This window comes from Cobetia sp. cqz5-12, assembly GCF_016495405.1.
Taxonomy (GTDB): Bacteria; Pseudomonadota; Gammaproteobacteria; order Pseudomonadales; family Halomonadaceae; genus Cobetia.
The window spans coordinates 2206622-2230319 of the sequence record NZ_CP044522.1; the positions used below are offsets into that span (position 1 = coordinate 2206622).

Annotated in this window: 21 protein-coding genes; 3 read left to right on the top strand and 18 right to left on the bottom strand. The window is 62.7% G+C overall.

Annotated elements, in window-relative coordinates:
- Positions 1–2 precede the first annotated feature (2 nt).
- Genes F8A90_RS09310 through flgB form a run of 3 tightly spaced genes read right to left on the bottom strand, consistent with a single transcriptional unit; the run spans position 3 to position 1618 of the window.
- On the bottom strand, positions 3–692 hold the full coding sequence (locus F8A90_RS09310; protein ID WP_200016800.1) for a flagellar hook assembly protein FlgD: 690 nt from the start codon (positions 690–692) through the stop codon (positions 3–5).
- A gap of 54 nt (positions 693–746) precedes the next feature.
- Positions 747–1223, bottom strand: a complete 477-nt coding sequence (gene flgC, locus F8A90_RS09315) for a flagellar basal body rod protein FlgC (protein ID WP_054556609.1) — start codon at positions 1221–1223, stop codon at positions 747–749.
- Positions 1223–1618: a flagellar basal body rod protein FlgB gene (gene flgB / locus F8A90_RS09320; protein WP_325096908.1), complete on the bottom strand. Its 396-nt coding sequence runs from the start codon at positions 1616–1618 to the stop codon at positions 1223–1225. The genes flgC and flgB overlap by 1 nt, the downstream gene beginning before the upstream one ends.
- A 336-nt stretch (positions 1619–1954) precedes the next feature.
- Between flgB and flgA the strand changes: the two genes are divergently transcribed.
- The 3 genes from flgA to F8A90_RS09335 all read left to right on the top strand — a co-directional run bounded on the left by flgA (position 1955) and on the right by F8A90_RS09335 (position 3856).
- Complete coding sequence (flgA, locus tag F8A90_RS09325) at positions 1955–2803, top strand: flagellar basal body P-ring formation chaperone FlgA (protein WP_200016801.1); 849 nt, start codon at positions 1955–1957, stop codon at positions 2801–2803.
- A gap of 304 nt (positions 2804–3107) precedes the next feature.
- Positions 3108–3386, top strand: coding sequence for a flagellar biosynthesis anti-sigma factor FlgM (flgM, locus tag F8A90_RS09330; protein WP_200016802.1), 279 nt, complete (start codon positions 3108–3110; stop codon positions 3384–3386).
- Positions 3383–3856: a flagella synthesis protein FlgN gene (locus F8A90_RS09335; RefSeq protein WP_200016803.1), complete on the top strand. Its 474-nt coding sequence runs from the start codon at positions 3383–3385 to the stop codon at positions 3854–3856. The genes flgM and F8A90_RS09335 overlap by 4 nt, the downstream gene beginning before the upstream one ends.
- A 271-nt stretch (positions 3857–4127) precedes the next feature.
- On the opposite strand, the gene F8A90_RS09340 is transcribed toward F8A90_RS09335, so the two are convergent.
- From F8A90_RS09340 to F8A90_RS09410, 15 genes are all read right to left on the bottom strand, one after another.
- Entirely contained in the window at positions 4128–4568 is a 441-nt protein-coding gene (locus F8A90_RS09340) for a flagellar protein FlhE (protein WP_200016804.1), read from the bottom strand.
- Positions 4569–4800: 232 nt separating this feature from the next.
- The gene (gene flhA / locus F8A90_RS09345; RefSeq protein ID WP_200016805.1) at positions 4801–6897 is read right to left on the bottom strand and encodes a flagellar biosynthesis protein FlhA; all 2097 of its coding nucleotides are present in this window, start codon (positions 6895–6897) and stop codon (positions 4801–4803) included.
- A 173-nt stretch (positions 6898–7070) separates the two neighbouring features.
- A complete protein-coding gene (flhB, locus tag F8A90_RS09350) occupies positions 7071–8432 on the bottom strand; it encodes a flagellar biosynthesis protein FlhB (RefSeq protein ID WP_200016806.1) in 1362 nt (453 codons plus the stop codon).
- A gap of 274 nt (positions 8433–8706) precedes the next feature.
- A complete protein-coding gene (gene cheZ / locus F8A90_RS09355; RefSeq protein ID WP_200019965.1) occupies positions 8707–9465 on the bottom strand; it encodes a protein phosphatase CheZ in 759 nt (252 codons plus the stop codon).
- A gap of 123 nt (positions 9466–9588) precedes the next feature.
- The gene (gene cheY / locus F8A90_RS09360; protein ID WP_200016807.1) at positions 9589–9978 is read right to left on the bottom strand and encodes a chemotaxis response regulator CheY; all 390 of its coding nucleotides are present in this window, start codon (positions 9976–9978) and stop codon (positions 9589–9591) included.
- A gap of 156 nt (positions 9979–10134) precedes the next feature.
- On the bottom strand, positions 10135–11403 hold the full coding sequence (locus F8A90_RS09365) for a protein-glutamate methylesterase/protein-glutamine glutaminase (protein WP_200016808.1): 1269 nt from the start codon (positions 11401–11403) through the stop codon (positions 10135–10137).
- A gap of 181 nt (positions 11404–11584) precedes the next feature.
- Positions 11585–12430 carry a CheR family methyltransferase gene (locus tag F8A90_RS09370; RefSeq protein WP_200016809.1) on the bottom strand — a complete coding sequence of 282 codons (846 nt, stop codon included), beginning with the start codon at positions 12428–12430 and terminating at the stop codon, positions 11585–11587.
- Between the two features lie 71 nt (positions 12431–12501).
- Entirely contained in the window at positions 12502–14298 is a 1797-nt protein-coding gene (locus F8A90_RS09375) for a methyl-accepting chemotaxis protein (protein WP_200016810.1), read from the bottom strand.
- A gap of 281 nt (positions 14299–14579) precedes the next feature.
- On the bottom strand, positions 14580–15119 hold the full coding sequence (locus F8A90_RS09380; protein WP_200016811.1) for a chemotaxis protein CheW: 540 nt from the start codon (positions 15117–15119) through the stop codon (positions 14580–14582).
- Between the two features lie 75 nt (positions 15120–15194).
- On the bottom strand, positions 15195–17516 hold the full coding sequence (gene cheA / locus F8A90_RS09385; protein ID WP_200016812.1) for a chemotaxis protein CheA: 2322 nt from the start codon (positions 17514–17516) through the stop codon (positions 15195–15197).
- A gap of 82 nt (positions 17517–17598) precedes the next feature.
- Entirely contained in the window at positions 17599–18573 is a 975-nt protein-coding gene (motB, locus tag F8A90_RS09390) for a flagellar motor protein MotB (RefSeq protein ID WP_166018114.1), read from the bottom strand.
- Positions 18574–18704: 131 nt separating this feature from the next.
- Complete coding sequence (gene motA / locus F8A90_RS09395) at positions 18705–19574, bottom strand: flagellar motor stator protein MotA (protein WP_200016813.1); 870 nt, start codon at positions 19572–19574, stop codon at positions 18705–18707.
- 314 nt (positions 19575–19888) lie between these two features.
- Positions 19889–20455: a flagellar transcriptional regulator FlhC gene (gene flhC, locus F8A90_RS09400; RefSeq protein ID WP_054556600.1), complete on the bottom strand. Its 567-nt coding sequence runs from the start codon at positions 20453–20455 to the stop codon at positions 19889–19891.
- Complete coding sequence (gene flhD, locus F8A90_RS09405) at positions 20452–20784, bottom strand: flagellar transcriptional regulator FlhD (RefSeq protein WP_166018115.1); 333 nt, start codon at positions 20782–20784, stop codon at positions 20452–20454. The genes flhC and flhD overlap by 4 nt, the downstream gene beginning before the upstream one ends.
- Before the next feature lie 946 nt (positions 20785–21730).
- On the bottom strand, positions 21731–23650 hold the full coding sequence (locus tag F8A90_RS09410; RefSeq protein WP_200016814.1) for a hypothetical protein: 1920 nt from the start codon (positions 23648–23650) through the stop codon (positions 21731–21733).
- Positions 23651–23698 lie beyond the last annotated feature (48 nt).

The window sequence follows — 23698 nt, forward strand, 5'->3', positions numbered from 1 at the left end:
GGTCAAAGCACCTGACGTACGGCGTCCAGACTGACGACACCTAGCGCCGGACCCAGGTCCAGCTGAGCCCCGCTGTCGGTCTGATTGACGCCACTGACCACGCCATAACTCAGCGTCTGCAGGTCGTCATAGCGCTCGCCTGCCCGCTCGGCCGTCACGGCCAGCTGGTAGGAGCCATCGGCGGCTTCAGTGCCATCATCCAGCAAACCGTCCCAGACGAAGCCATGAATACCCGCCTCCAATGCGCCCAACTCGAAGGTCTTGACCACACTGCCATCCGCGCCCAGCACCTCGACGGTGGCATTGTCGACATCGTCAGCCAGCTCAAGGCCGAAGGGTGTCGAGGTCGCGTTGCCCACCAGCACCGCATTGCCGCCGACCAGCACGCCCTGATTGAGCAGACTGGCCGCCTGCAGCGCTTCACTGCTGGAAATCTGCGCCGTGATGCCCTCAAGCGTGGTGTTGAGTTCTTCGATACCACTGACGGTGCTGATCTGGGCCAGCTGTGCGGTCAGGTCGGAATTCGACACCGGATCCATCGGGTCCTGGTTCTGCATCTGCGCCACCAGCAGGGTCATGAACTGATCATTGAGCTCCTCGGTACTGCTCACCGACTGCGTGCTGTCGGTGACACCGGAGGTGGTGGTGGTCTGGTTGATGCTGTTGAGCACACTGGTGTCTAGCGTCGCCATGCGGTTACCCGAAATCAGAAGAAGCGGTCATGAGGCCAAGGCCCCGAGCGAGGGTCATTCCCCCAGTGTCAGCGTCTTGCGCAACAGGGACTTGGAGGTATTGAAGACCTCGACATTGGCCTCGTAGGACTTGGAAGCCGCGATCATGTCGACCATCTCGGCGACCGGATCGACATTGGAGAAGGTCACATAGCCCTGCTCGTCGGCGAGGGGATGATCGGGGCGATACTCCTGGCGCGCCGGGGCATCGCTCAGCTCCACCGAGCTGACCCTGACACCCCCGAGGCCTGCACTGCGCGATGCCATCTGTGTCGCCAGACCGCCACCGGCCAGGTTGGCCGTCGCAAGCGACGCATTGGCCTGACGCGCGAGGGGCGCGTACTCGAACACCACCTGACGCGCCTGATAGGGCTTGCCATCCGGGCCCGCCACGCTGTCGGCGTTGGCCATGTTGCTGGCCACGGCATTGATGCGCTGCGACTGGGCCGCCATCGCGGAACCCGCGACATTGAAGATACTGAACGCTGCCATCAGCTGTTCTCCGATTGCATGGCCAGACGCAGGCCCTGGATCTTGCCGGTCAGAAGCTCAAGGCTGGTCTCGTAATGCAGACTGTTGTCCGCGAAATTGACCCGCTCCACATCCATGTCGACGGTATTGCCGTCCAGACTCGGCTGTGTCGGCACGCGATAGAGCAGGTCCGCGCCCAGCGACAGTCCCGCCCCGCTGGCGGCCTGGTGGCCAGCCTGGGTCGTGTTCAGTGCAAGCGGTCCCGGCGCGGCATTGCCCGCCGTCGCCTTGGCCAGGGTGGCGGAGAAGTCGATATCGCGTGCCAGATAGCCCGGCGTGTCAGCATTGGCGATATTGGTGGCCAGCACCTGCTGACGCTCGGCACGAAGGCCCAGCGCCTGCTGGTGAAAGCTCATGAGGGAATCAAGTCGATCAAACATGGAAGTGCCCCGCTGTCGGCCCCTCGCCCTGATGTGAGCGAGGGAACATCCATCGATCAGCTCACGCGTAGGGGAGCATGACGGAAAGCAGGACTGAGAATAGTCAGCCAGCGCCAGGATGAAGGTAAGAACAAGCCACTTTATCGCGGCTATTTCTGGCCATGCCGGTGTCAGGGGCGGCTTACAATCTCTCGCGGTACTGATCCAGCACCCTGAACCTGCGCTCTGAACTGGCGCCCAGAACCTGCGCTCTGGACCAGGGGCGCTTGACCCCGCCTTCCGCCCCGGACGCCACTCGCGATGAGAGACAGCATGCCGAAAATCAGCGTAGCGAAAGGTCTGTGGCGCACCATCGCCAGCACCGGGCTATTGGTCCTGCTGCCCGTGGGCGCCGCTGTGCATGCCAACACCTCAGACGCGATCGGCTCTGCCATTCAGCCGTCTGCCGCCCAGGCATCAGCATCAGCCTCAACAACAGCACCTTCAGACAAAGACGCGCAGACACGCGCCGTCGAGACCCTGCGCTGGCAATTGAGCGACTTCTTCACCGCCGAGGACAGCGGCCCCGTCAGGGTGCGCATGCCCGGCGAGCCGCCACTGAGCGCGCCCGGCGAGGCCTCAGTACAACTCGAGCTGCGTCGCCTGCCCGCCCGCCTGAAAGATTGCTCGGCACCCCAGCTGAGCCTCAATGCCGCGCGCAGTGACCGCCATACACCGGGCCTCAAACGCCTGCAGCTACTGTGCGCCAACGGCCAGCAACATATCATCAGCGTTCGCATGAAACGCTACGCCTGGCGTTTGAGCACGCCACAGCCGCTCGCGAGCGGCACCCCGCTGGCACCCGCGAGATTGACGCCGGTACTGACGCCACTGGGCAAGCTACGTGGCAATGGTTTCGAGAGCGCCGCGGCACTGTCAGGCTTCGAGGTACGCCGTCGCCTGCGCGCCGGCGAGGTCATCACCCGCAACAGCGTGCGCGCCATCCCGCTGGTAAACTTCGGCGATACCGTGACCTATCAGGTCAGCGGCACGGGTTTCAGCATGCAGCGCAGTGCACGGGCACTGGAGGCCGGGGGGCTCGATGAGCGCATCCGTATCGAACTCGCTCCAGGCGACTGGGTGCGCGCCCGCGTCATCGGGCCACGGCGGGTAGCGCCATGATGACTTCTGTTGAGTTGAGTTGAGATGAGCCGGGCCAACCCCGAGCCAGTCCATTGACTGCGCGCGGCCAGCCACGACACGCTGACGTACCGGAACGAGACACTGACGCTCAAAGGCCGAAATGCCTGCTACTGACAAGCCGCCACCCGCACCAGATACCTCATCCTTGAGGCACCATATTGCCTGTGTGGGGTAAAGCTTGTGCTGGCATGGCCGATAGTCGATTCAAGCGCGCAGATGACGCACGCAACCCATCCATGACAGGCTCCGTCGAGCCCGGCCCGACGGCCAGAGAGGACAGTCAATGAAGATTGAACATGGCGGCCCGATACAGCGCAGCGACACCCAAGCCCCGCGCGAACTGCGTCCCGAGACAGCCAAGGACACCGCCGCCACCACGGCGGCGACCTCCACGGCCGACTCCACCCAGGTCGAGCTTTCCAGCAGCGCGATCGATGCAGGCCAGGACATCGACCAGGCGCGCGTCGACAGTCTCAAGCAGGCCATTGCCGATGGCAGCATCAAGATCGATGTCGACCGCATCGCACAAGGGCTGATCGATGCCTTCGAAGGTGACGCATGACGCTCGATGACGCCTCGACAGCCTTGCTGGGTGAGATCTTTTCTGGCCTCGAGCAGGAGCTGAATGACTTCATCGCCCTGCTCGAGGAAGAACAGCGCCTGCTGGGCCAGCGCCTGCCGAGCGCGACAGACCTTGATGCCTCACGCGAAGCCAAGCTGGCCAACGCCGCCCGCCTGGAAGCGCTGGAGAGCCGCCGTCGCGGCTGGCTGAGCAGCGCCGGGCTCAGCAATGACCCACTGGAACTGCATACGGTGCTCGCCAGCCAGCCGGTACTGGCCACCCAGTGGTGGCATCTGGTGACGCTGACGCGCCGCGCCCAGGCACGCAATCGTCTGAATGGTGAACTGATCGGTCAGCGCATGGCACTGCACAGCAAGATTCTCGACAGCCTGCATCAACGTGCGCCCGGCCATTACGGCGCCGATGGACGGCCGGCAGCGGGGACCTCACGCCTGAACGTCTCGGCCTGACTGTTCTGACCAGACTATCCTGGCCAGACTGTCCTGGCCTGAGCGTCCTGACTTGAGTACCCGAGGCGTGAGGCCCGCGGGCTGCACACCTCGACTGCCTTTCCCTTTATTGACCCAGAAACACGCGAGGCCCGGCATTCTGCCGAGCCTCCAGAGACTGCTGATTCATGCCACTCGCCAGCCAATCAGCCAGCGATATTCAGCGCCTCATACCAGTCATTCATCGCCAGCCAGCCGAAGTCATTCCCCTTTCGCTGCCAACGACTACCTGTCATGCGCCTGCCAGACTCTCGACATCGATCACCAGCTGGATGTCATCCAGATGTGCCGCCGGCTTGAGTACGCCACGCCCATTGCGATAGACCTTCAACGAGAAAGGCGCCGTCGCCAGCTCCCGGGTGGGCAGGGTCAACTTGCCACGCCGCGCCGCGAGCATGGCGCAGCGCTCTTCCAAACAGAGCATGACCTGCCATTCCCCCGGCGCACGCGTGAGCGAATAGCGCCAGTGAATCGCCGTGACGCGCGTCCTGTCTGGCGCCATCAGCCCGGAATCGCGCACAGCATCTGCCACTGCCAGAGGGCGCATATACCAATGCCCCCGCTGAGCGATGGTCAGCGACTCGACGGACATCATCACCGCCGCGCTGGCTGCCTGCGCCGGCGCGGCCAGCGTCGCTGCCCCCAGCGCTGCTGCTGTCATCAAGGCCGCCATCGGTGCTGTCCTGCTTCCCGGCTCCGCTCTCAGCTTCGCTCTCGACACTATTCCCGCCCTGAGTGTCCTCCACCCTGTCACCACTCGCGTTCTTCTCTGCACCGCTGACTCCTTCAGATCCATCTTGCTGCAGACGCTCGACACTCCCCTTGCCGGCGCCCTCCCTGTCGCACTTGTCTGCCTTTGCGGCGTGTTGTTGTCTTGCTCGGTAGTGAGTCGCGCGGCCCTGGCGTCACGCCGCACGACCCCCGATCATCTGGGTGACCCGCAGCTCGCGGTCATCGGGAATCTCTGCCTGGGACAACACTGCCAGACTCTTGAAGCGACGACGCAGGAAACGCCCCACCAAGGGTCGAAGCGCATGCCCGACCACCAGTACGCTGGGCTCGCCATTGGCATCCTGCGCGGCGACGGCATTCTCGGCATGCTGCATCAAGGTATCGGCAAGACCGGGCTCCAGCGCATTGCCGCTACTCAAGGCCTGCATCAGCACCTGCTCGAGCTGCGCTTCCAGGCCGATCACGCGCAGGACGCGTTCGGCGCCGAACCAGTACTGGGTGATGGCGCGCCCAAGCGCGACGCGCACCATGGCCGTCAGGTCATTGGGGTCCTTGCTGTGCGGGGCATGCTCTGCAAGCGCCTCGAGGATGGTACGCATGTCACGGATCGAGACCTCCTCATCCAGCAGGTTGTGCAGGATGCGCTGCAGGGTGCCCTGACTGATCAAGGCCGGCACCACTTCCTCCACCAGGCCGCCATCCTGCGGGCCCAGCTTCTCGAGCAGCTTGCTGACCTCACTGCGCCCGAGCAGCTGATCGGCATGGCGGGTCATCAGATGATTGAGGTGGGTCGTGATCACGGTCGGGGTGTCGACCACCGTGTAGCCATAGACCTGCGCCTGCTCGCGGGTTTCCGGCTCGATCCAGGTGGCGGCCAGGCCGAAGGCCGGCTCGGTGGTGGCCACGCCCGGCAGCTTGCCGGACACCTTGCCCGGATTGATCGCCAGCCAGCGGCCCGGATAGGCCTCGCCTCGCCCGACCTCGGCACCCTTGAGGCTGATGACATACTGATTGGGCCCAAGTTCGAGGTTATCGCGGATATGCACCACCGGCGGCAGGAATCCGATCTCCTGGGCGTACTTGCGACGCACTCCCTTGATGCGCGCCAGCAACTCACCGCCTTGGCGCATGTCGACCATCGCGATCAGGCGATGACCGACCTCCATCGCCAGCGGCTCCACCAGTCGCACGTCATCCCAGCTGGCCTCACTGACTTCCTGCACGGCCGCGGCAGGCGCGGGCGCCGCCTCTTCCTTCGTCTCGCTGCTGACCTCCTTCTCGCGCTGGGCGGCCCACCACCCAAGCCCCGTCAGCAGCAAGGTGAAGAGAATGAAGACCATGTTGGGCATGCCCGGCACCAGACCCAGCAGCCCCATGACGCCAGCCGCCAACCACAGCACCTGCGAGCTCTTGAACAGCTGGCCGATCATCTGCTGACCGACGTCTTCATTGGTATTGACCCGCGACACCATCACGCCCGCGGCGGTCGAGATGACCAGCGACGGAATCTGGGCCACCAGACCATCGCCGATGGTCAACAGCGTATAGGTACGCGCCGCATCGGACATGCTCAGGTCGTGCTGACCGACCCCGATGATCAGCCCGCCGATGATATTGACCACCATGATCACCAGCCCCGCCACCGCATCGCCGCGCACGAACTTGCTGGCACCGTCCATCGAGCCGAAGAAATCGGATTCCTGCGACACTTCCCGGCGGCGCTCGCGCGCCTGGTCCTCGCCGATCAGGCCAGCGTTGAGGTCGGCATCGATCGCCATCTGCTTGCCGGGCATGGCATCCAGCGTGAAGCGTGCGCCGACCTCGGCGATACGCCCGGCACCCTTGGTGATGACCATGAAGTTGATGATGACCAGAATCGAGAACACCACCAGACCGACGGCGAAGTTGCCGCCGACCAGAAACTGCCCGAAGGCCTCGATGACCTTGCCCGCCGAGTCACCGCCGTTGTGACCCTCCATCAGCACCACCCGCGTCGAGGCGACATTGAGCGACAGGCGCAGCAAGGTCGAGAACAGCAGCACCGCGGGGAAGGCCGAGAAATCCAGCGGCTTCTGCGCAAACATGCTGACCATCAGAATCATGATCGACAGCGCGATATTGAAGGTGAACAACAGGTCGAGGATGAAAGGCGCCAGCGGCAACACCATCATCGACAGGATCATCATGATCAGCAGCGGTCCGGCCAGCACCTTCAGCTGGCTGGAGGTGTTGAGCCCCACGCGGTCAAACAGTGTCAGCAAGGTATTCATGCAAGCGGCTCATCGATCGTGAAGGACGTTGCGCGTGCCGCGCAGCGGCCCGGGCTTGGGGAGCGGAAATGGCGGTCAGTCATGGAATTCGGCTTGCAGCATCAGCTGCCAGGCACGGTCATCAAGATCGGCTATCAAGTTCGGTCATCTGCGTCGGTCATCGACTGCAGTCTTCAACTTCCGGCACGAGGATCCGTCGTCGCGTCAGCGTCCGGTTCAGGCTTGGCGCTGGGCTGGAAGACCGCCCCGGCATCGGCATCGGCATCATCAGAATCATGATCAGAAGACATTGCGTCAGAGGGCGGCGCGCCTGCGGCTGAAACCTCAAGTTCGGCTGCCGGCTTCCCGCCATCACGCACGGCGCCAGGCGGACCAGCCTCCTCACCCGCCCCTTGCGCCTCCTCGGGCACCTGATACTCATCGGGAACGGACAGATCTGTCGGCAGACTCGGGCGCAGGCCACCCTGGTTGCGGGCTCGCTTGAGTCGCATCGCCCAGGCCAGCACCTCGGCGATCACCTGATAGAGCGCAATGGGAATTTCCTGCTCGAGATCGACATGGGTGTGCAGGGCACGCGCCAAGGGCGGCGCACTCAGCATCGGCACGCCGTTCGCCTCGCCCACTTCGCGAATGCGCAGCGCCACCTCATCACGGCCCTTGGCCACCACCCGCGGTGCGCGCATGTCGCCCTCGTGATAGACCAGCGCCACCGAGTAGTGTGTCGGGTTGTTGACGATGACATCGGCAGTGGGCACGGCGCTCATCATGCGCGCGCGCGCCATCGCCTGCTGCTGCTGACGAATGCGCGCCTTGATCTGCGGGTCACCATCCGTCTCCTTGTGCTCACGCTTGATCTCCTCGAGGCTCATGCGCAGCTTCTTGGCGTGGCTCCACAGCTGATAGGGCACATCCATCAGGGTCGGCACGATCAGCATCAATATCGCCAGCGCCGTACAGCGCGCCACGATCGCCAGCGCATCCGCCATGGCGTTGCCCAGCGGCATCATCATCAGCGCCATCAATTCCTGACGCTGGGCATGCAGATACATCACCACCACGCCACCGACCAGTATCGACTTGGCAATGGTCTTGAGCAGTTCGGCCAGCGCCTGGGAGGACACCATCCGGCCCAGCCCCTTGACGGGATTGAGCTTGCCCAGCGATGGCGCCAGCGACTTGGTGGAGAACATCCAGCCGCCCAGCAGCACCGGGCCGACCAGCGCCAGCACCATCAGCAGGGCGAACAACGGCAACAGTGCCAGCAAGGCCTCCTGGCCAAGCATCAAGGCGTTGGCGAGCATCACGCGACTGTCGAGTGCCTGAGCGCGATCAAAGCCGAACGAGGCACCCAGCACACGCTCCAGGGTATCGCCAAGCGGCCCCGCCAACAGCCACAGGCCTGCCGCGCCTCCGCCGAGCAACAGAAAGGTCGCCAGCTCTCGTGAGCGGGGCACCTGCCCTTCCTCGCGGGCCTTCTGTATCCGGTGGGGCGTGGCCTCTTCCGTCTTGTCGTCGCTGCTCTGCTCGTCAGCCACCGGCTACTCCGCTTGCCTCTGATCGCCTCTGATCGCATCTGCCTGGACCGGCCGAGGAGCATGACTCTCGCTCACACTGGCGCGCACGGCGAAGGCATCATGCCGAGAATGGGCCTCATTGTGCCAAGCACAGTAGGGATCAAAGCGCGGAATAGCGCCCAAAAACGCCCTTGCCCGCCACGCAGGGCGTGACGGGCAAGGGCATGACGGACAAGAGTTGAAGGGCAAGGATACGAAGCGCAAGGCCCAGCAGATGCTAGCAACAAGAAAGTCGCTAGAAGCCGAGGCTGTCCAGCAGGTCATCGACCTCATCCTGACTGGCCACCACCCCGGGTGCATCGGCTCGCACCTGGGGGCCATTGAGCAAGGCGCCAGACTGGACTTCCTCAGCGCTGGGGGTTGCCTGCTCAACCAGCGCCGAGGGTGAAAGCTCTACTGCAGAAAGCCCTGCAGTGGCCGCCGTGGTGGCAGCCTGCCCGGAAGACGCCATCGCCGAACGTGCATGACTCTCGGGGGCATTGTCGAGCAGCAACTGCAACAGCTGCATCTCGATCTGCTGGATGACATCCATCATGCGCTTGATCACCTGGCCGGTAAGGTCCTGGAAGTCCTGCGCCATCATGATCTCGAGCAGTTCACTGCTGGTGGCGCTGGTCTGATCAGGTACCACGGCCAGATAGGCACGCGTGTCGATCACCAGTTCACGCGCCTGATCCAGGGCCACCGGCTCGGCGAACCAGGCATCCCAGCGCCCGCTGAGAGACTTCGCCTCACTGGCCAGAGCATCCTGCAGCGGCTGGGCCCGCTCACAGGCATTGAGGGCACGATCTGCCGCCTGTTCCGTCTTGCTGGCCACGTAATTGAGGCGATCACGAGCATCGGGAATCGCCTCGGCAGCACGTTCGATCTCCCGATCCAGCCCCAGCTCACGCATGTTGTCGCGCAGCATGCGTGTCAGCTGGCCGATACGCCGAATCAGGTCTTCGCTGCTATCCCCCGACCTGGCGAGGCTGGCTGTCCCATCACGCGCCATCACACCAGGATCAGCGCCCGAAGATGACTGGGGTTCAGATGATGATTCCAGTTGACTCATGACACCCTCCTTGATGTGACCAACCACGCGGCCAGCGTGGCCCGGCCAGCGTGGCCCGATGGCTCAGAGGCCGTGTTTCTCGAAGACCTTGCCCAGCTTCTCTTCCAGCACCGCCGCCGTGAAGGGCTTGACCACATAGCCACTGGCACCGGTCTGGGCGGCGGCAATGATGTTTTCCTTCTTGGCCTCCGCGGTGACCATCAGCACCGGCAACGTGGCCGTGGCGGGATTGGCACGCACGCGCCTGAGCATCTCGAGCCCATCGAGGTTGGGCATGTTCCAGTCGGAGATCACCAGCTCGAAGCTGCCCTGATTAAGGAACTCCAGGGCCTGTTGCCCATCTTCAGCTTCCTCCACATTGGTGAAGCCGAGTTCCTTGAGCAGGTTGCGCACGATCCGACGCATGGTGGGGAAGTCATCGACGACGAGGATTCGCAGGTTCTTGTCGGCCATCAGCGGTCGGGCTCTCTTCCAGAATCACATGAGGGAACGGCTGAAAATTCCAGCCTTGTGAGGAGGTTATCGGCCACAAGCCGGCAGACTTTACCCTCTGCGCCCATCTTCTCGTTGTCGGCGACTCACACCCGCGCTCTGGCAGATCGAGGCGGTCTAGACACGTTGCGAACGCCCGGCCAGCTGTACCTGATGGAGCAGATGCCCGCTGATGCGACTCAACGGCAATACGCTTTCTGCGGCCCCGAGCTCGACGGCTTCCCGCGGCATGCCGTAGACCACGCAGCTTTGCTCGTCCTGGGCGATGGTGTGGGCGCCGGCTTCGCGCATCTGCAACAACCCCCGCGCGCCATCGCGGCCCATGCCGGTCAGGATCACGCCCACGGCGTTGCGACCGGCCACCCGCGCCACGGAATCGAACAGCACATCCACCGATGGGCGGTGACGATTGACCGGCGGACGCTGATCGAGGGTGACCACATAGTTGGCCCCGCTGCGCGACAGCGTCAGGTGGGCGTCGCCAGGCGCGATATAGGCATGCCCCGGCAGGATGCGCTCACCGTGCGCAGCTTCCTTGACGGCGATACGACACAGTCCATTGAGGCGCTCGGCGAACGAGCGCGTGAAGCCCGGCGGCATGTGCTGAGTCACCAGAATGGCCGGCGCATCCGCCGGCAACGACTGCAACACCGCGCGTATCGCCTCGGTCCCGCCGGTCGAGGCCCCCACCGCGATCAACTTCTCGCTCGACAGCAATGGCCGGCGGCTGGCAGCAGCGGTCGCAGGCGGACTGACCGTGTCCTGACCGACCGTGTCGTGACTGACCGAAGCGGCGACTGATCTGTCTGCCAGACTGGATGAATACGGATTGAACTGAGCCGAATTGGACTGAGACAGGCTGGACTGAGCCGGATTGGACAGGGCCTGACTGGACTGGACCGAAGTGGACAGGGCCGAATTGGACAGAACCGAGCAGGCCTGTGCACCACCAGCCGATGGCGACGTCACGGCGCGCCGCGCAGGCCGGATACGGGCCCGCGCGGCGGCGCGAATCTTGTCGGCAATCGTCTCGGCATACTCAAGCATGCCGCCACGTATGCCCAGGCGCGGCTTGGAGACGAAATCCACCGCGCCCAACTCCAGCGCACGCAACGTGATTTCTCCGCCGCGCTCGGTCAGCGAAGACACCATCACCACCGGCATCGGCCGCAGACGCATCAGGCGCTCGAGGAAATCCAGCCCATCCATGCGCGGCATTTCCACATCCAGCGTCAGCACATCCGGATCGTGACGCTTGATCAGGTCTCGCGCGACCAGCGGGTCCGGCGCGGTGGCCACGACCTGCATGTCAGGCTGGGCATTGATGATCTCGACCATCAACTCACGAATCAGAGCGGAGTCATCGACACACAGCACACGGATCATGCGCCCCGCCCCGCCCCGCCCCGGGGCATGCCTGCGCCAGCAGCTGCACTTGAGTTCGAATCTGGCCTTGAACCTGCATGTGATCTTGAGACCGAGCATGACGATGAAGCGGGGGTAGGCATCCAGACACTCCTGGAGAGTGGGTAAGGGTAAGGGAATCAACACCAACCATCACGACGCATCACGCGCCCTCCGTCCGGCGGCGAGACAGGGTATAGACCGTCTGGCCGCGCAGCGTGAAGGCATCATTGAGCCATGAGAAATTCTCGGAATGACCGGCAAACAGCAGTCCATCGGGCTTGAGCATCAGTGCGAAGCGGTCCAGCAGGCGTGACTGGGTCTGCTTGTCGAAATAGATCATCACGTTGCGACAGAAGATCACGTCAAAGCCGCTACCGAGGTCCCAGTGGCTATCCAGCAGATTCAGGTGGCGAAAGCGCACCAGCTGCTTGATCTCCGGGCGCACCCTCACCAGTCCCTGGCGACTGCCGCTGCCACGCAGCATGAAGCGCTTGCAGCGCTGCTCACCCAGTTTGGCGATGCGCTCAAAGGGATAGATGCCGAGTTCGGCTTCCCGCAGCGCGTCCGTGTCGATGTCGGTGGCGATCAGCTCGACCTGATTGGCCGCGGCCCCAAGCACCTCGCGCAGCACCATCGCGATGGAATAGGGCTCTTCCCCGGTCGAGGCGGCTGCACACCAGATACGCAGCGGCGCTCGCTGCCCCGACGCCTGGCGCTGAAGGCGCTCGCGCAGGAAGTTCTCGAGCATCACGAAGTGATGAGGCTCGCGAAAGAACGCGGTCAGATTGGTGGTCAGCGCATTGATGAAGGCAGGCCACTCGTCGTGATCACTGCGGCTCAGGCTGGCCTCCAGCATGGTCAGATAGTCATGGAAACGCGTCAGACCATGCACTCTTAGCCGGCGTGACAGACGGCTGTAGACCATCTCACGCTTGTGACGCGCCAGCACGATACCCGCGCGCTGATAGATGAGTCGCGCGATGCGCTCGAAGTCGTCATCGGTCATCACCAGGTCCCGCCCGAGGGAATGGGAGGCCGGTGACGGGGCGGCCCAGGCGGGTGGCGGCGTGAGCCCTGTCACCGTCGCGGACCCTGGGTACCGCCAGGCACATGCGCTCGGGTCGCGGCCTTCGCGGGCTCAGAAGAAGACTGCTCGGCTGCTGCGTCCCCCGGCAGGCGCGCGGGAATCTGCTCCGGACCTTCGCCGCCAAAGCGGAAGACATTGACCGCGTGCGACAGTCCCGCGACCGAACGCTCGAGATCCTGCGCCAGATGGGCGCTGCTCATCACACGCTGGGCGTTCTGCTGGGTGGCCTGCTCCATCTCGTTGATGGCGGTGTTGATCTGCTCGATACCGCCGCTCTGCTCACGCGAGGCCGAGGAGATCTCGGCAATCAGATCATTGACCCGCGAGATGCCGGTCACGATCGCCTCCATGGTGCCGCGCGCCGCCTCGACCTGATCCCCGCCGTCGCTGATTTCCCGCTGGGTGGTGTCGATCAGGGTCTTGATCTCGCGCGCCGCCTCGGCACTGCGAGAGGCCAGATTGCGCACCTCACCGGCCACCACGGCAAAGCCGCGACCATGTTCACCGGCGCGCGCGGCCTCCACCGAGGCATTGAGGGCCAGCAGGTTGGTCTGGAAGGCGATGGAGTCGATCACCTTGATGATGTCGGCCATCTTTTCAGAGGTGGCGGTAATCCCCTGCATGCGCACCACCACCGCCTGCATCGCCTCACCACCTTCGTTGGAGGAGCGCGTGGCCTGATCAGCCAGTTGCGAGACCTGGATGGCATTGTCGGCATTCTGGCGCACGGTGCCGGTCATCTGCTCCATGCTGGCCGCTGTTTCCTCAAGCGATGCCGCCTGCTGCTCGACCCGCGCCGAGAATTCCTGATTGCCGTGTGCCATGTCGCCAGCGGCAGGCCTGACCACATTGATCCCCGCATTGACCTCGCTGACGATGCCGACCAGCGACTTGCGCATGCTGTCCAGCGCTCGTACCAGACGTGCCATCTCATCATTGCCCGCCAGCGTCATCGACTGGGAAAGATTGCCCGCGGCGATCTGGCGCGCGAAATCCAGGGTGCTGCGCAGCGGACGAACCAGACTGCGGTAGGTGCGCAGCGCCAACCACAGCGATACCACGCCCACGCCAGCGAAGGCGGCCCACAGCCCCCACTGCAGGCGCGCGTGGCTCGCCTCAAGCACTTGCTGGCGCTGCTCAAGCGTCGCCAGTTGCGACGCGGGTAGCTCGGCGGCAAGCTGGGTCAGCACGGTACGCGCATGCGCCTGGCTATCGGCCAGCACCTGCAGCAGCTCCCCCCCCACGAAGGCTCCGACCACCAGCGGCAGTGCGGCCAGCAGCGCGATGCGCGGCGCCATGCGCCACTGGGTGAGGCGCTTGAAGGCCCCGGCAAGGCCGGCAGGCACGATGCGGCCCTTGCTCAAGCGATAGTCCCGCTTGCCCTGCTTGAGGCCCGCGTAGACCTGCTCGGCCTGGGCGATCTGCTCGCGACTGGCCTTGACGCGCACCGAGGCAAACCCCATCACCTCGCCCTGCTCGATCAGCGGCGTCACACAGGCGTCGACCCAGTAATAGTCACCGTTCTCGCGTCGGTTCTTGACCAGTCCCTGCCAGCTTTCGCCTTGCTTGAGCGTCGACCACAGATTCTCGAAGGCGGCCTCTGGCATGTCGGGATGGCGCACCAGGTTGTGCGGCGCACCGATCAAGGCATCACGCGAAAAGCCACTGACCTCGATGAACACAGAGTTGGCGTAGGTGATGCGTCCCTTGAGATCGGTACGCGAGATCAGGTAATCATGCTCACCAATGGGGTATTCCCGTGCCGTCACCGGCTGATTGTTTCGCATTGCCTTTGCTTAGCCTCGTACTCGTCACAGCGTGATCATCATTGACCCGGCGAGACCACTGACCGACAGCATGACCGTCATTGCCCGGCACAGCCGCCCACGACCTTGTGGTGCACACCTTATCGGCCGCTGTCGGCAGTTCTTGAATGCAAGAACGCCGCTGACCAGCAGGCCAGCGGCGCTCGAGACGATAGGGGCGAAAAAGCTTGCGAGATCAGGCGAGCGCACGCCGCAGCCAACTTGTCGCGCATTGCGCCTGACTCATGCCGTGAGACAGCAGGTCATGCCGGCTGTGCCGCGGGCTCCATCAGCGCCATTTCATCACTGGTCATCATGTGCTCGATATCCATGATCAGCAGCATGTGATCATTGACGGTCGCCAGCCCCGCCAGGAAGTCACTGTTCATGCGTGCACCGAATTCCGGCGGCGGCAGCACCTGATCGGCCGCAAGACTGATGACATCGGAGACGCCATCGACGACGATGCCGACCACACGCTCACCGATATTGATCACGATCACCACCGTCTGCTGCGTGTATTCGGCCTGGCCCAGTTGAAACTTCAGCCGCAGATCGACGATCGGCACGATGACGCCACGCAGGTTGGTCACGCCCTTGATGAAGGCCGGCGCATTGGCGATACGCGTGACGTTCTCGTAACCACGGATCTCCTGCACCTTGAGGATATCCACGGCGTAGTGCTCCTCGCCGAGGCTGAACACCAGGTATTCGCCGCCGTCATTGACCTTGGAGGCGTGGTCCTGCGCCAGGCCGACATTGGACGTCTGCGCCGTGGCAACTTGCGTGTGAGACATGCTCATCTCCTGTCTGTGATGGGGTGGAGCTTCGCGCCAAGGCGCAAGGGGCGAGGATGCGACCGTTGAACGGCCATCGCCTCAGCTGACAACGGCGCCCTCGGGCATGATGGCACCCTGGGGCATGGCGGACTCAGCGACGACCTCTGGCTGCCTCTGCTTCACTGGCATCTGATTGGCGAGACGATGCAGGTCCGAGACATCCAGAATCAGCGACACCCGACCATCGCCCAGAATCGTCGCCGAAGAGACACCCGGCACCTTGCGATAATTCCTTTCCAGATTCTTGACCACCACCTGCTGCTGACCGATCAGCTCATCCACCAGCAGGGCGTAGTGGCGCCCCTTGCCCTGCACTACCACCACGATTCCCTGCTCGGGCTGCGTCTTCGCGCCAGGCACCGCGAACACCTCATGCAAGGCAACCAGGCTCAGGTATTCGTCTCGCACCTTCAGCAGACGATCATTGCCGACCATGCTGAACAGCATGTCGGCCTGCGGCTGCAACGACTCCACCACCACCGACAGCGGCAGGATGTAGATTTCCTCGCCGACGCGAATGGCCATGCCCTCGAGGATCGCCAGCGTCAGCGGCAGCACGATACGCGTGGTGGTGCCCTGCCCGGTCACGGAGGCAAGCTCCACATGCCCGCCCAGCGCCTGGATGTTGCGCTTGACCACATCCATGCCGACTCCACGTCCCGAGACGTCACTGACCTGCTCGGCCGTCGAGAAGCCGGGGGCGAAGATCAGCTGCCAGACCTCGTCGTCGCTCATGCCATCGCTGACCGCCAGGCCGTTGCTGCGCGCCTTGGCAAGAATGCGCGCGCGATCGAGACCGGCGCCGTCATCCATCACCTCGATGACGATATTGCCGCCCTGATGACGGGCAGACAGTGTCAGGGTGCCGTGGGCGCTCTTGCCGCTGGCCACACGCTCGCTGGGCGATTCGATGCCATGATCGAGGCTGTTGCGCACCAGATGGGTCAGCGGATCGATGATGCGCTCGATCAGGCTCTTGTCCAGCTCGGTGTCATGCCCCTGACTGACCAGCTCGACGTGCTTGCCCAGCCGCGAGGCAAGGTCGCGAATCAGGCGCGGAAACCGCGAGAACACGTAGTCCATCGGCATCATGCGCACCGACATCACCGCCTCCTGCAGATCGCGTGCATTGCGCTGCAGCTGACTGATGCCACTGACCAGCGCCGCCTGATCCGGCGGCGTGGTCGCCGATGCCGTCTGCTCCAGCATCGACTGGGTGATGATCAGCTCGCCGACCAGGTTGATGATGGTATCGACCTTGTCGACGCCGACACGGATAGAGCCCTGCTCGGCAGGCGCATCAGTGGCGCGCCGCCCCGGCTGGCTGCGTCGCTCGCCACTCGCCGGGGCAGCGGGGGACGACTCTTCCATGCCAGCGGAGGTCGATTCTGCCGCGCCAGTGGAAGAGACATCTGCCGAAGAGCCTGCATCGACTGTCGCTTCAGCGGGCGCTGGCTGCATGCCAGCAAGTTCGTTTGCTGCGTCGTCAGCCATGCCGTCGGCGACGTCCTCGACCTGCTTTTCAGTCAGCTCTTCAGCCAGTGCTTCAACCTGTCCACCCACTACGCCATCAACTACGTCATCAACTACCTCATCAACCTCCGCTGGTGGAGCAGGTGTCGCGGGCTCGATCAGAATCTGCTCCGGCTCGATGACGAAGCACAGCACCGCCTCGATATCCTCAGCGCTGACCGTGGTACTCACGATGACGCGACATACCTGCTCGTCACCGCTGCTGGAGATGACCTCCCCGAGGTTGGCCAGCTCTTCGATCAGCAGTTCACGCTCGCGATCGGCGACGAACATCAGAGTGACCGAGAGCAGCGGCAGGCTGGCGTCGGCGCGGGGCTGTGGCTCGAGCGCAGACGGCGGGGCCATATCGCTGTCGACTAGCGCAGATTCTTCGCCTGACGGCCCTGGAGCGTCCGAGCCATCAATGTCAGATGGCACTGATGCGCTCGGGTCATCCATCACCGACGACTCCTCTCCCAGCTGCTTGAGCACCGCGACGATATGCGCGTAGGCCTCGGGGTCGGGGGACTGGGCATTGCGATAGGCCGCCAACTGGTCGTCGAGCATGTCCTTTGTCTCCAGAAAGCGATCGATATGCTGAATGCTCAACCGCAACTCGCCACGGCGGGCACGATCCAGCAGGTTCTCGAGGTGGTGTGTGGTGTCCTGCAAGACCGTGAAGCCGAAGGTCGCGGCACCGCCCTTGATGGAATGGGCCGCGCGAAAGATGGCATTGAGCCGCTCGGCATCCGGCGCCTCGACATCCAGCGCCAGCAGCAGGCGCTCCATCTCGGCCAGCAGCTCCTGCGCCTCCTCGAAGAAGGTGTCATAAAACTCACTGATATCCATGCATGTTCTCGCTGGCTGTCATTGCGCTATCACACGGCAAGTGGCGCCGCTTCAGTTCTCACGCGAGGCGCCTTGAGCGCACTTAGCTGTCCAGCCCGGAGGCGACGGGGCTGTCGGTGACGGGACTGCCAGCGACGGGATTCGTCACACGCACCGGGCTTGCCAGCTGCTCGAGACGCTCGCGCAGGCTGTCAATATCCTCGGCGGGCTGGGGATTGACGCCATTGCTGTCAGTGATATCGCGATAGGCCGACTGGCTGAGCACCATCAGGCTGATGCGACGATTGATGGCGGCCTCGGGGTTCTGGCTGTCGAGGCTGATGCGCGAGCCCATCCCGACCACACGCACGATGCGCTCATAGGGCAGCCCACTGTTGCCCAGCACGCGGCGCGCAGCATTGGCGCGATCGGTGGAGAGCTCCCAGTTGCCATAGCCGCCTTCGCCGACGAAGGGACGATTGTCGGTATGCCCGGTGATGCTCAGATGATTGGGCAGCCGCTTGAGAATCGGCGCCAGCAAGCCAAGCAGCTGCGAGAGCTGTGGCGAGGGTTGCTTGCTGCCCAGCGCGAACATCGGGTGCTGATCGCTATCGGTGATCTGGATACGCAAGCCTTCGGAGGTCAGCTCGATCTGCAGTTGCTCGCGCAGCTCGGCCAGGTCCGCATCATCGGCCATGCGCTGCGTCATGGTGGTATCGATCTCGTCGCGAATGGCGGCCATGCGGGAATCATCGGCCAGCGCCTGGCGCTGCAGGCGTTGCAGATCAGCGCCCTTCTCGCCCTGGGTCTGCTCGGCCATGAAGCCGCCGCCGGGAATGGCACTGCTGGAGGCCGAATTGCGATCGCCCCCCAGCAGCGAGACTTCCAGCGGCGCACCGAAGTAATCGGAGATTTCCCGCAGGTCCTCATCCGAGGCATTCGAGATCACCCACATCACCAGGAAGAAAGCCATCATCGCGGTCATGAAGTCGGCGTAGGCGATCTTCCAGCCACCGCCATGATGGCCTTTGACGATGCGCGGCCGCTTGATGACGATGGGTCTGCGCTCTTCACTCATCGAGACCTCCGGCCTTCACCCCAGAGACACCCACGGGCTCTACCACCAACGCCAGCGACAACTGCGTCGCTGACATGCGGGTGACAGACACGCTTGCGACTGACGCACTTGCGAGTGACAGCATCGCCATATCAGCCCGCACCCTTGTTCTTGATCTCGCGCACATGCTCTTCCAGCTCGTTGAAGCTGGGGCGCTCGGCGGTGAACAGCGCCTTGCGGCCGAATTCCACCGCGACCTGCGGGGCGTAACCATTGAGCGAGGCCATCAGGATGACGCGGATGCACTGCATCATCTTCACGGCTTCATGCACCTCGTGCTGGATCTTGTTGGCGACCGGCGTGACGAAGCCATAGGCCAGCAGGATGCCGAGGAAGGTGCCGACCATGGCATTGGCGATCAACACGCCAAGCTGAGCGGCGCCCTGGTCCGCCGAGGCCAGCGCATGCACCACCCCCATCACGGCGGCAACGATCCCGAAGGCCGGCAGACCATCGGCCACTGCCGAGAGGGAATGCACCGGAATCTCGGTCTCGTGCTTGAAGGTCTCGATCTCGTGCTCCATCAGTGATTCGAGCTCGAAGGGGTCCATGTTGCCGCTGACCATCAGGCGCAGGTAGTCGGTGATGAAGTTCATCAGAATGGGGTCGGAGAGCAGGCGAGGATACTCGACGAACAAGGCGCTTTCCTGCGGGTTGTCGATGTCCTGCTCGATCGCCAGCATGCCTTGCTGACGGGCACGCGACAGCAGCAGATACAGCAGCCCGATGACTTCCATGTACAGAGACTTGTTGTAGCCACGCGTACGCTTCAACTTCGAGAATGCCTTGCCGGTAGCCTTGATGGCCTTGCCGTTGTTGCCCGCCAGAAAGGCGCCGACGGCAGAGCCACAGATGATGAGCAATTCCGCGGGCTGCAGCAGCACCGCCAGGTGCCCGCCCACCATCAGATACCCGCCCAGGGTGGACCCGATGACCACTAGATAGCCTATGAACAACAACACAATAACCCCCTTGGCATTCGGTCAACGTCGCATGAATCTGACTATCGGCGTCGCTGAGCACGTCTTTAGGGTCACGGCGGAATATTCGTTGGGGCAGTCGTTGTGGAAAGCACAATGGCCGAATGAGCCATGGTCGAAACAGTCGTTGTCCAAAGTGCCATGGTCAAACAGTCAGCAATGAGACAGACGTCAGATCACTGCGGCACAACGCAAGAAGGCTTGCCCGGGGATGGGCAAGCCTTCTGATCTTGGCACGCTCGTCTTGCTCGTTCGCCTGGCGCAATCCTGGCGCCTTCACTGACACGAGACAGCTATCAGCCGAGGCTAGCGACGGCTGCCGACTGCTCCAATGCCAGCTCTTCTCTGGCCTTGCGGCGGGCTGCCGTCTTGCCGGCTCGCGATGGCGGCTGGCAGATGCCACACACGTAATCGTGTGATGGAGTATGGGCGTGCACCACGAAATGGCCACTGCAGGTCTTGCAGCTAGCCACTTCCAGCAGGTCACTTTCGAAGAAACGTACCAGCGTCCAGGCGCGCGTAAGCGCCAGCACCGGCTCGTCCTCGCCGACATGCTCCAGATAGAAGCGGTACGCCTTGACGAAGGCATTCATGCGCGACGCGCCCTGCGCCTTGAGTCGACGATAGAAACCGTGGAACAGCGATGCATGCAGATTGGGCTGCCAGGTCATGAACCAGTCGGTGGAAAACGGCAGCATGCCCTTGGGCGGCGAGACGCCCCGAACTTCCTTGTACAGCTTGACCAGACGCGCGCGGCTGATCTCCGTTTCCGTCTCGAGCACCTGCAAGCGCGCCCCCAGTTCGATCAACTCTACTGCCAACTGCAGCTGTTGCAGCTCATCGACGAGACTTTTCTGGGTCATCCGCTGACTCCTCCCTGGCGAAGTCCAGCATCGTTCTGGCGCGCATTCAGCAGCATGGCAGTGTGCATCGCGCTGAAATCCTGGTCGCGTCCACCCTGCAATACCCCCTTCAGCTGCGAGGCATCGTCCAACGCCAGCTCGCACAACAGTTGATTGCAGGACGACAACGACACCAGCTGACTGACGCTCATGCCAGACAATAGATCTGCCATCTCTTGATCGAGACCCAGGCGCACCAGCGCCATTTCCGTATCTTCGACCAACAAGCGCTGCACAAGCAGAAGATACGACAGATTGACACTCTGTATATCATTGAGCAGTGAGGACATCATGATTCCCTGAGTGGTCTGATCGTCCCGAGCTACCGCCAACCCTGGCGCTCGACCGTCATTCCTTATGGTTTTGATGTAATGAAACGAAATACTCAACGGCGCCGGACCAATGGCGCCGAGCGGGCTAGAGGCATCATGACCAAATGAGCCACCCACTTTAAGATGGCAAGTCTAATACTTAATCAAGTAATGGACCAGACTCTTCATCAACATTTTTTTACATACCGCTACGCTATATGCACAAAATCTGCATCAAGCAGCCGAAATGGCAGCAATCTGCGCCAGAAAAGCCCTCAATCTTGTCTTCAAGACGACTTGCATAATCACGATGCACCAGATTTGTCATACAAAGCAATAGCAAACGGATGGTGCGCACAGTGTGTTGCATTTTCGTGAAAGGCAGCCCTGCCCCTTTCTTGGCCACCAGAGCATACCTTGTACAATATCGAGCAATCGTCTCGAACGGGTCGACAACAGGCAGCAAATTAGCCATTCATAAAGGCGAGAGACAAGACGATGTCAGGACTTGTCCAGGCTGGGGTATCTGCTATTTCAACGCAGCAAGAAGATCCGCCAGCAGCTCACATAAAATGGGCGTTTCTCTGCGCTTCACCAGGATAAAGCACTGCACCTAAGGCTCCTGGCACAAACAGCATGCAGGATCGGGGCGTATCTTGAGGGCAAGTCTCGGCGGAGTTTCATTACCGTCTCCACGCAAGCAGTACAATTGAGTCGCGATTTATTTGAATATTATAAATAAATTATATTTTTCAATATCATGCCATATGGCGTGCCGCCTGAGGTGTCATTTCACACTCCCTCTGACGCCGCGCCCAGGCATGCCAAAAAAATATTCGCCAGGGCTCAATGAGCAAGAATCGTACAAGGATGTAACATCATCCTGCAGGACAGGACACGTGAGGATTTATTCGCAAGACTTCCTCTATGAGCGATGTCTCTCTGCCCATAGCTCGGCGATCTTGACGACGACCTGCATCAAGGCTGTGGGCAATTCCTTGCGTGCCGGCAAGCCGGTAGCCAGCATTTCGACCAGTTCGGGCATTTCATGCACGCTCAGCCCCAGCGAATTGGCCCGCTGCTGGATACGCAGCCCTAGTCTCTCCCCTTGGGTATGCATGAAATCCGTCGCTTGCCCTGCCGTGGCCCGGGGGGCATCGACAGATATGCCATCAGAAAGCGCGGGCGCCTCATGGTCACGCACGGCATCGACGTGGCGTACGTGGACCCTGGGCGCTATCCCGGCCAGGCCCTGCGCCAGCGCATGCTGCATCTCGCGCAGGGCCGTATCACGCTGGCCTGCGTTGCTGGCAGGTTGCGTCAGTCGCTCTATCTCGACCACCAACGCCACAGGCGCATCGAGCTGATACCAGGTCAGTTTCACTGCAAGCGTTGCCCGCACGGCAGCATCACGGCTCTCACGGCTCCTGCTTTTCTCAACATCTTCATGTTCACCATCCCCACTTTCCGCACTGACTGGGGCTTGAATCTTCTCTTCGCCCTGCTCCGCACTGCCCTTGGCGGCAAGATCCTCCGACTCGGAAGCCACCTGTGGCTTGCGATCGTTACCCTCCTCACTATCACTATCGCCGTAGCCCGCCACCAATGTCAGCGACATCTTCCACTGCTGAGCCTCGCCGTGATCACTGCGACGACTGTCGGGTGTGGCGTCCTGCTCAGCCACGGGTGTCACGGCCAATGACGCTGCACGTCGCTCCTCCTCATCCCGCGTGCGATGCCGATAAGGCGGCCCAGGGAAATAGAGGCTGAAGAAGACATGCAGACCGGGCATCAACAGGCCCTGCCAAAGCAAGGGCTGACCCAGTATCAACAACAGCTGTTGCTGTACCAGCCCGCTGACCTGGGAGCCCGAATCATACGCAGAGCGAAACGCGTCAGAGGCGGCAGGTTGTACGACGCCCAATTGCATGTTGGCGCGATAGGCGCTCAACGCACTGGCTTCACGGGAACCCGCGCCCTGTCGGGCCGCGTCAATGCCATCCGGCGGCAATAAGCTGTCACCGCTCGGGCGAACGATGCCTGCGCGTGCCTCTCGGCGCAGCTCTGCTCGCATGTCTCGCAGGCGCCAGACAAAGGCGTCCTCGCGTGCCGCTTCCCAGGGGATGAAGCGCGCCTCCGCCAGCACCGGCCATTGCCGCCAGGCCAACAGAGCCTCCAATCTGGCATTGGCGAGCTGCGGATGGCCGGCGAGGTCGGCCAAGCCCAGGCGATTCTCGACCCAGGCGAGCAGATCGGCTTCATAGAAAAGCCCACTCTGGTGGATCTGCTGACTCAAGGCCGCCGACAGACTCAGAAGTGATGCGCTGGACAATGCCATGGGGGCCAGAATACCGGGCAAGGGCTGGCCACGCACCAGCAGAGAAACAAGCGACTGCCCCTCCGGCAGCGCCAACCCGACCCGCGCAGATGCGGAGCCGCTGGCCACCAGCTGCGACAGGGCATCGAGCAGACGTGACATCGTCTGTGTCTGTGTCGTCAGTTCGACGGAAGCACCGGACGGTGGGAGGAAAGAGGAAGGTGACGCGGGGACGCCGGTTGGAGAAGTGGAGGCTTGCGAGGCTGTCTGCAACGCTGCGCCAGCATCCAATGAAGGGGCCGCAGGCCTTGCGCCTGCTCCTATTCCAGTTCCCGCGCCTGTCTGGAAGAGCAGATTGGTGCCACTCTGGCCGCCACTGCCCTTGGCGTCTTCCGCCCCCAGCCCCTGACGCGACTGGAGAGCGGAGGTCGGGAAGACAACACCGGAGTCCGCCGGCGGCGGGCGTTGTGCCGCCCTCCCCAACACCTGATGGAGCAGACTATCGATCAAGGGATTGATGCCGCTCATGTCGTGCAATCCTCATTGCCAAGGAGGCCGCCAGACAGTCATGCGCGA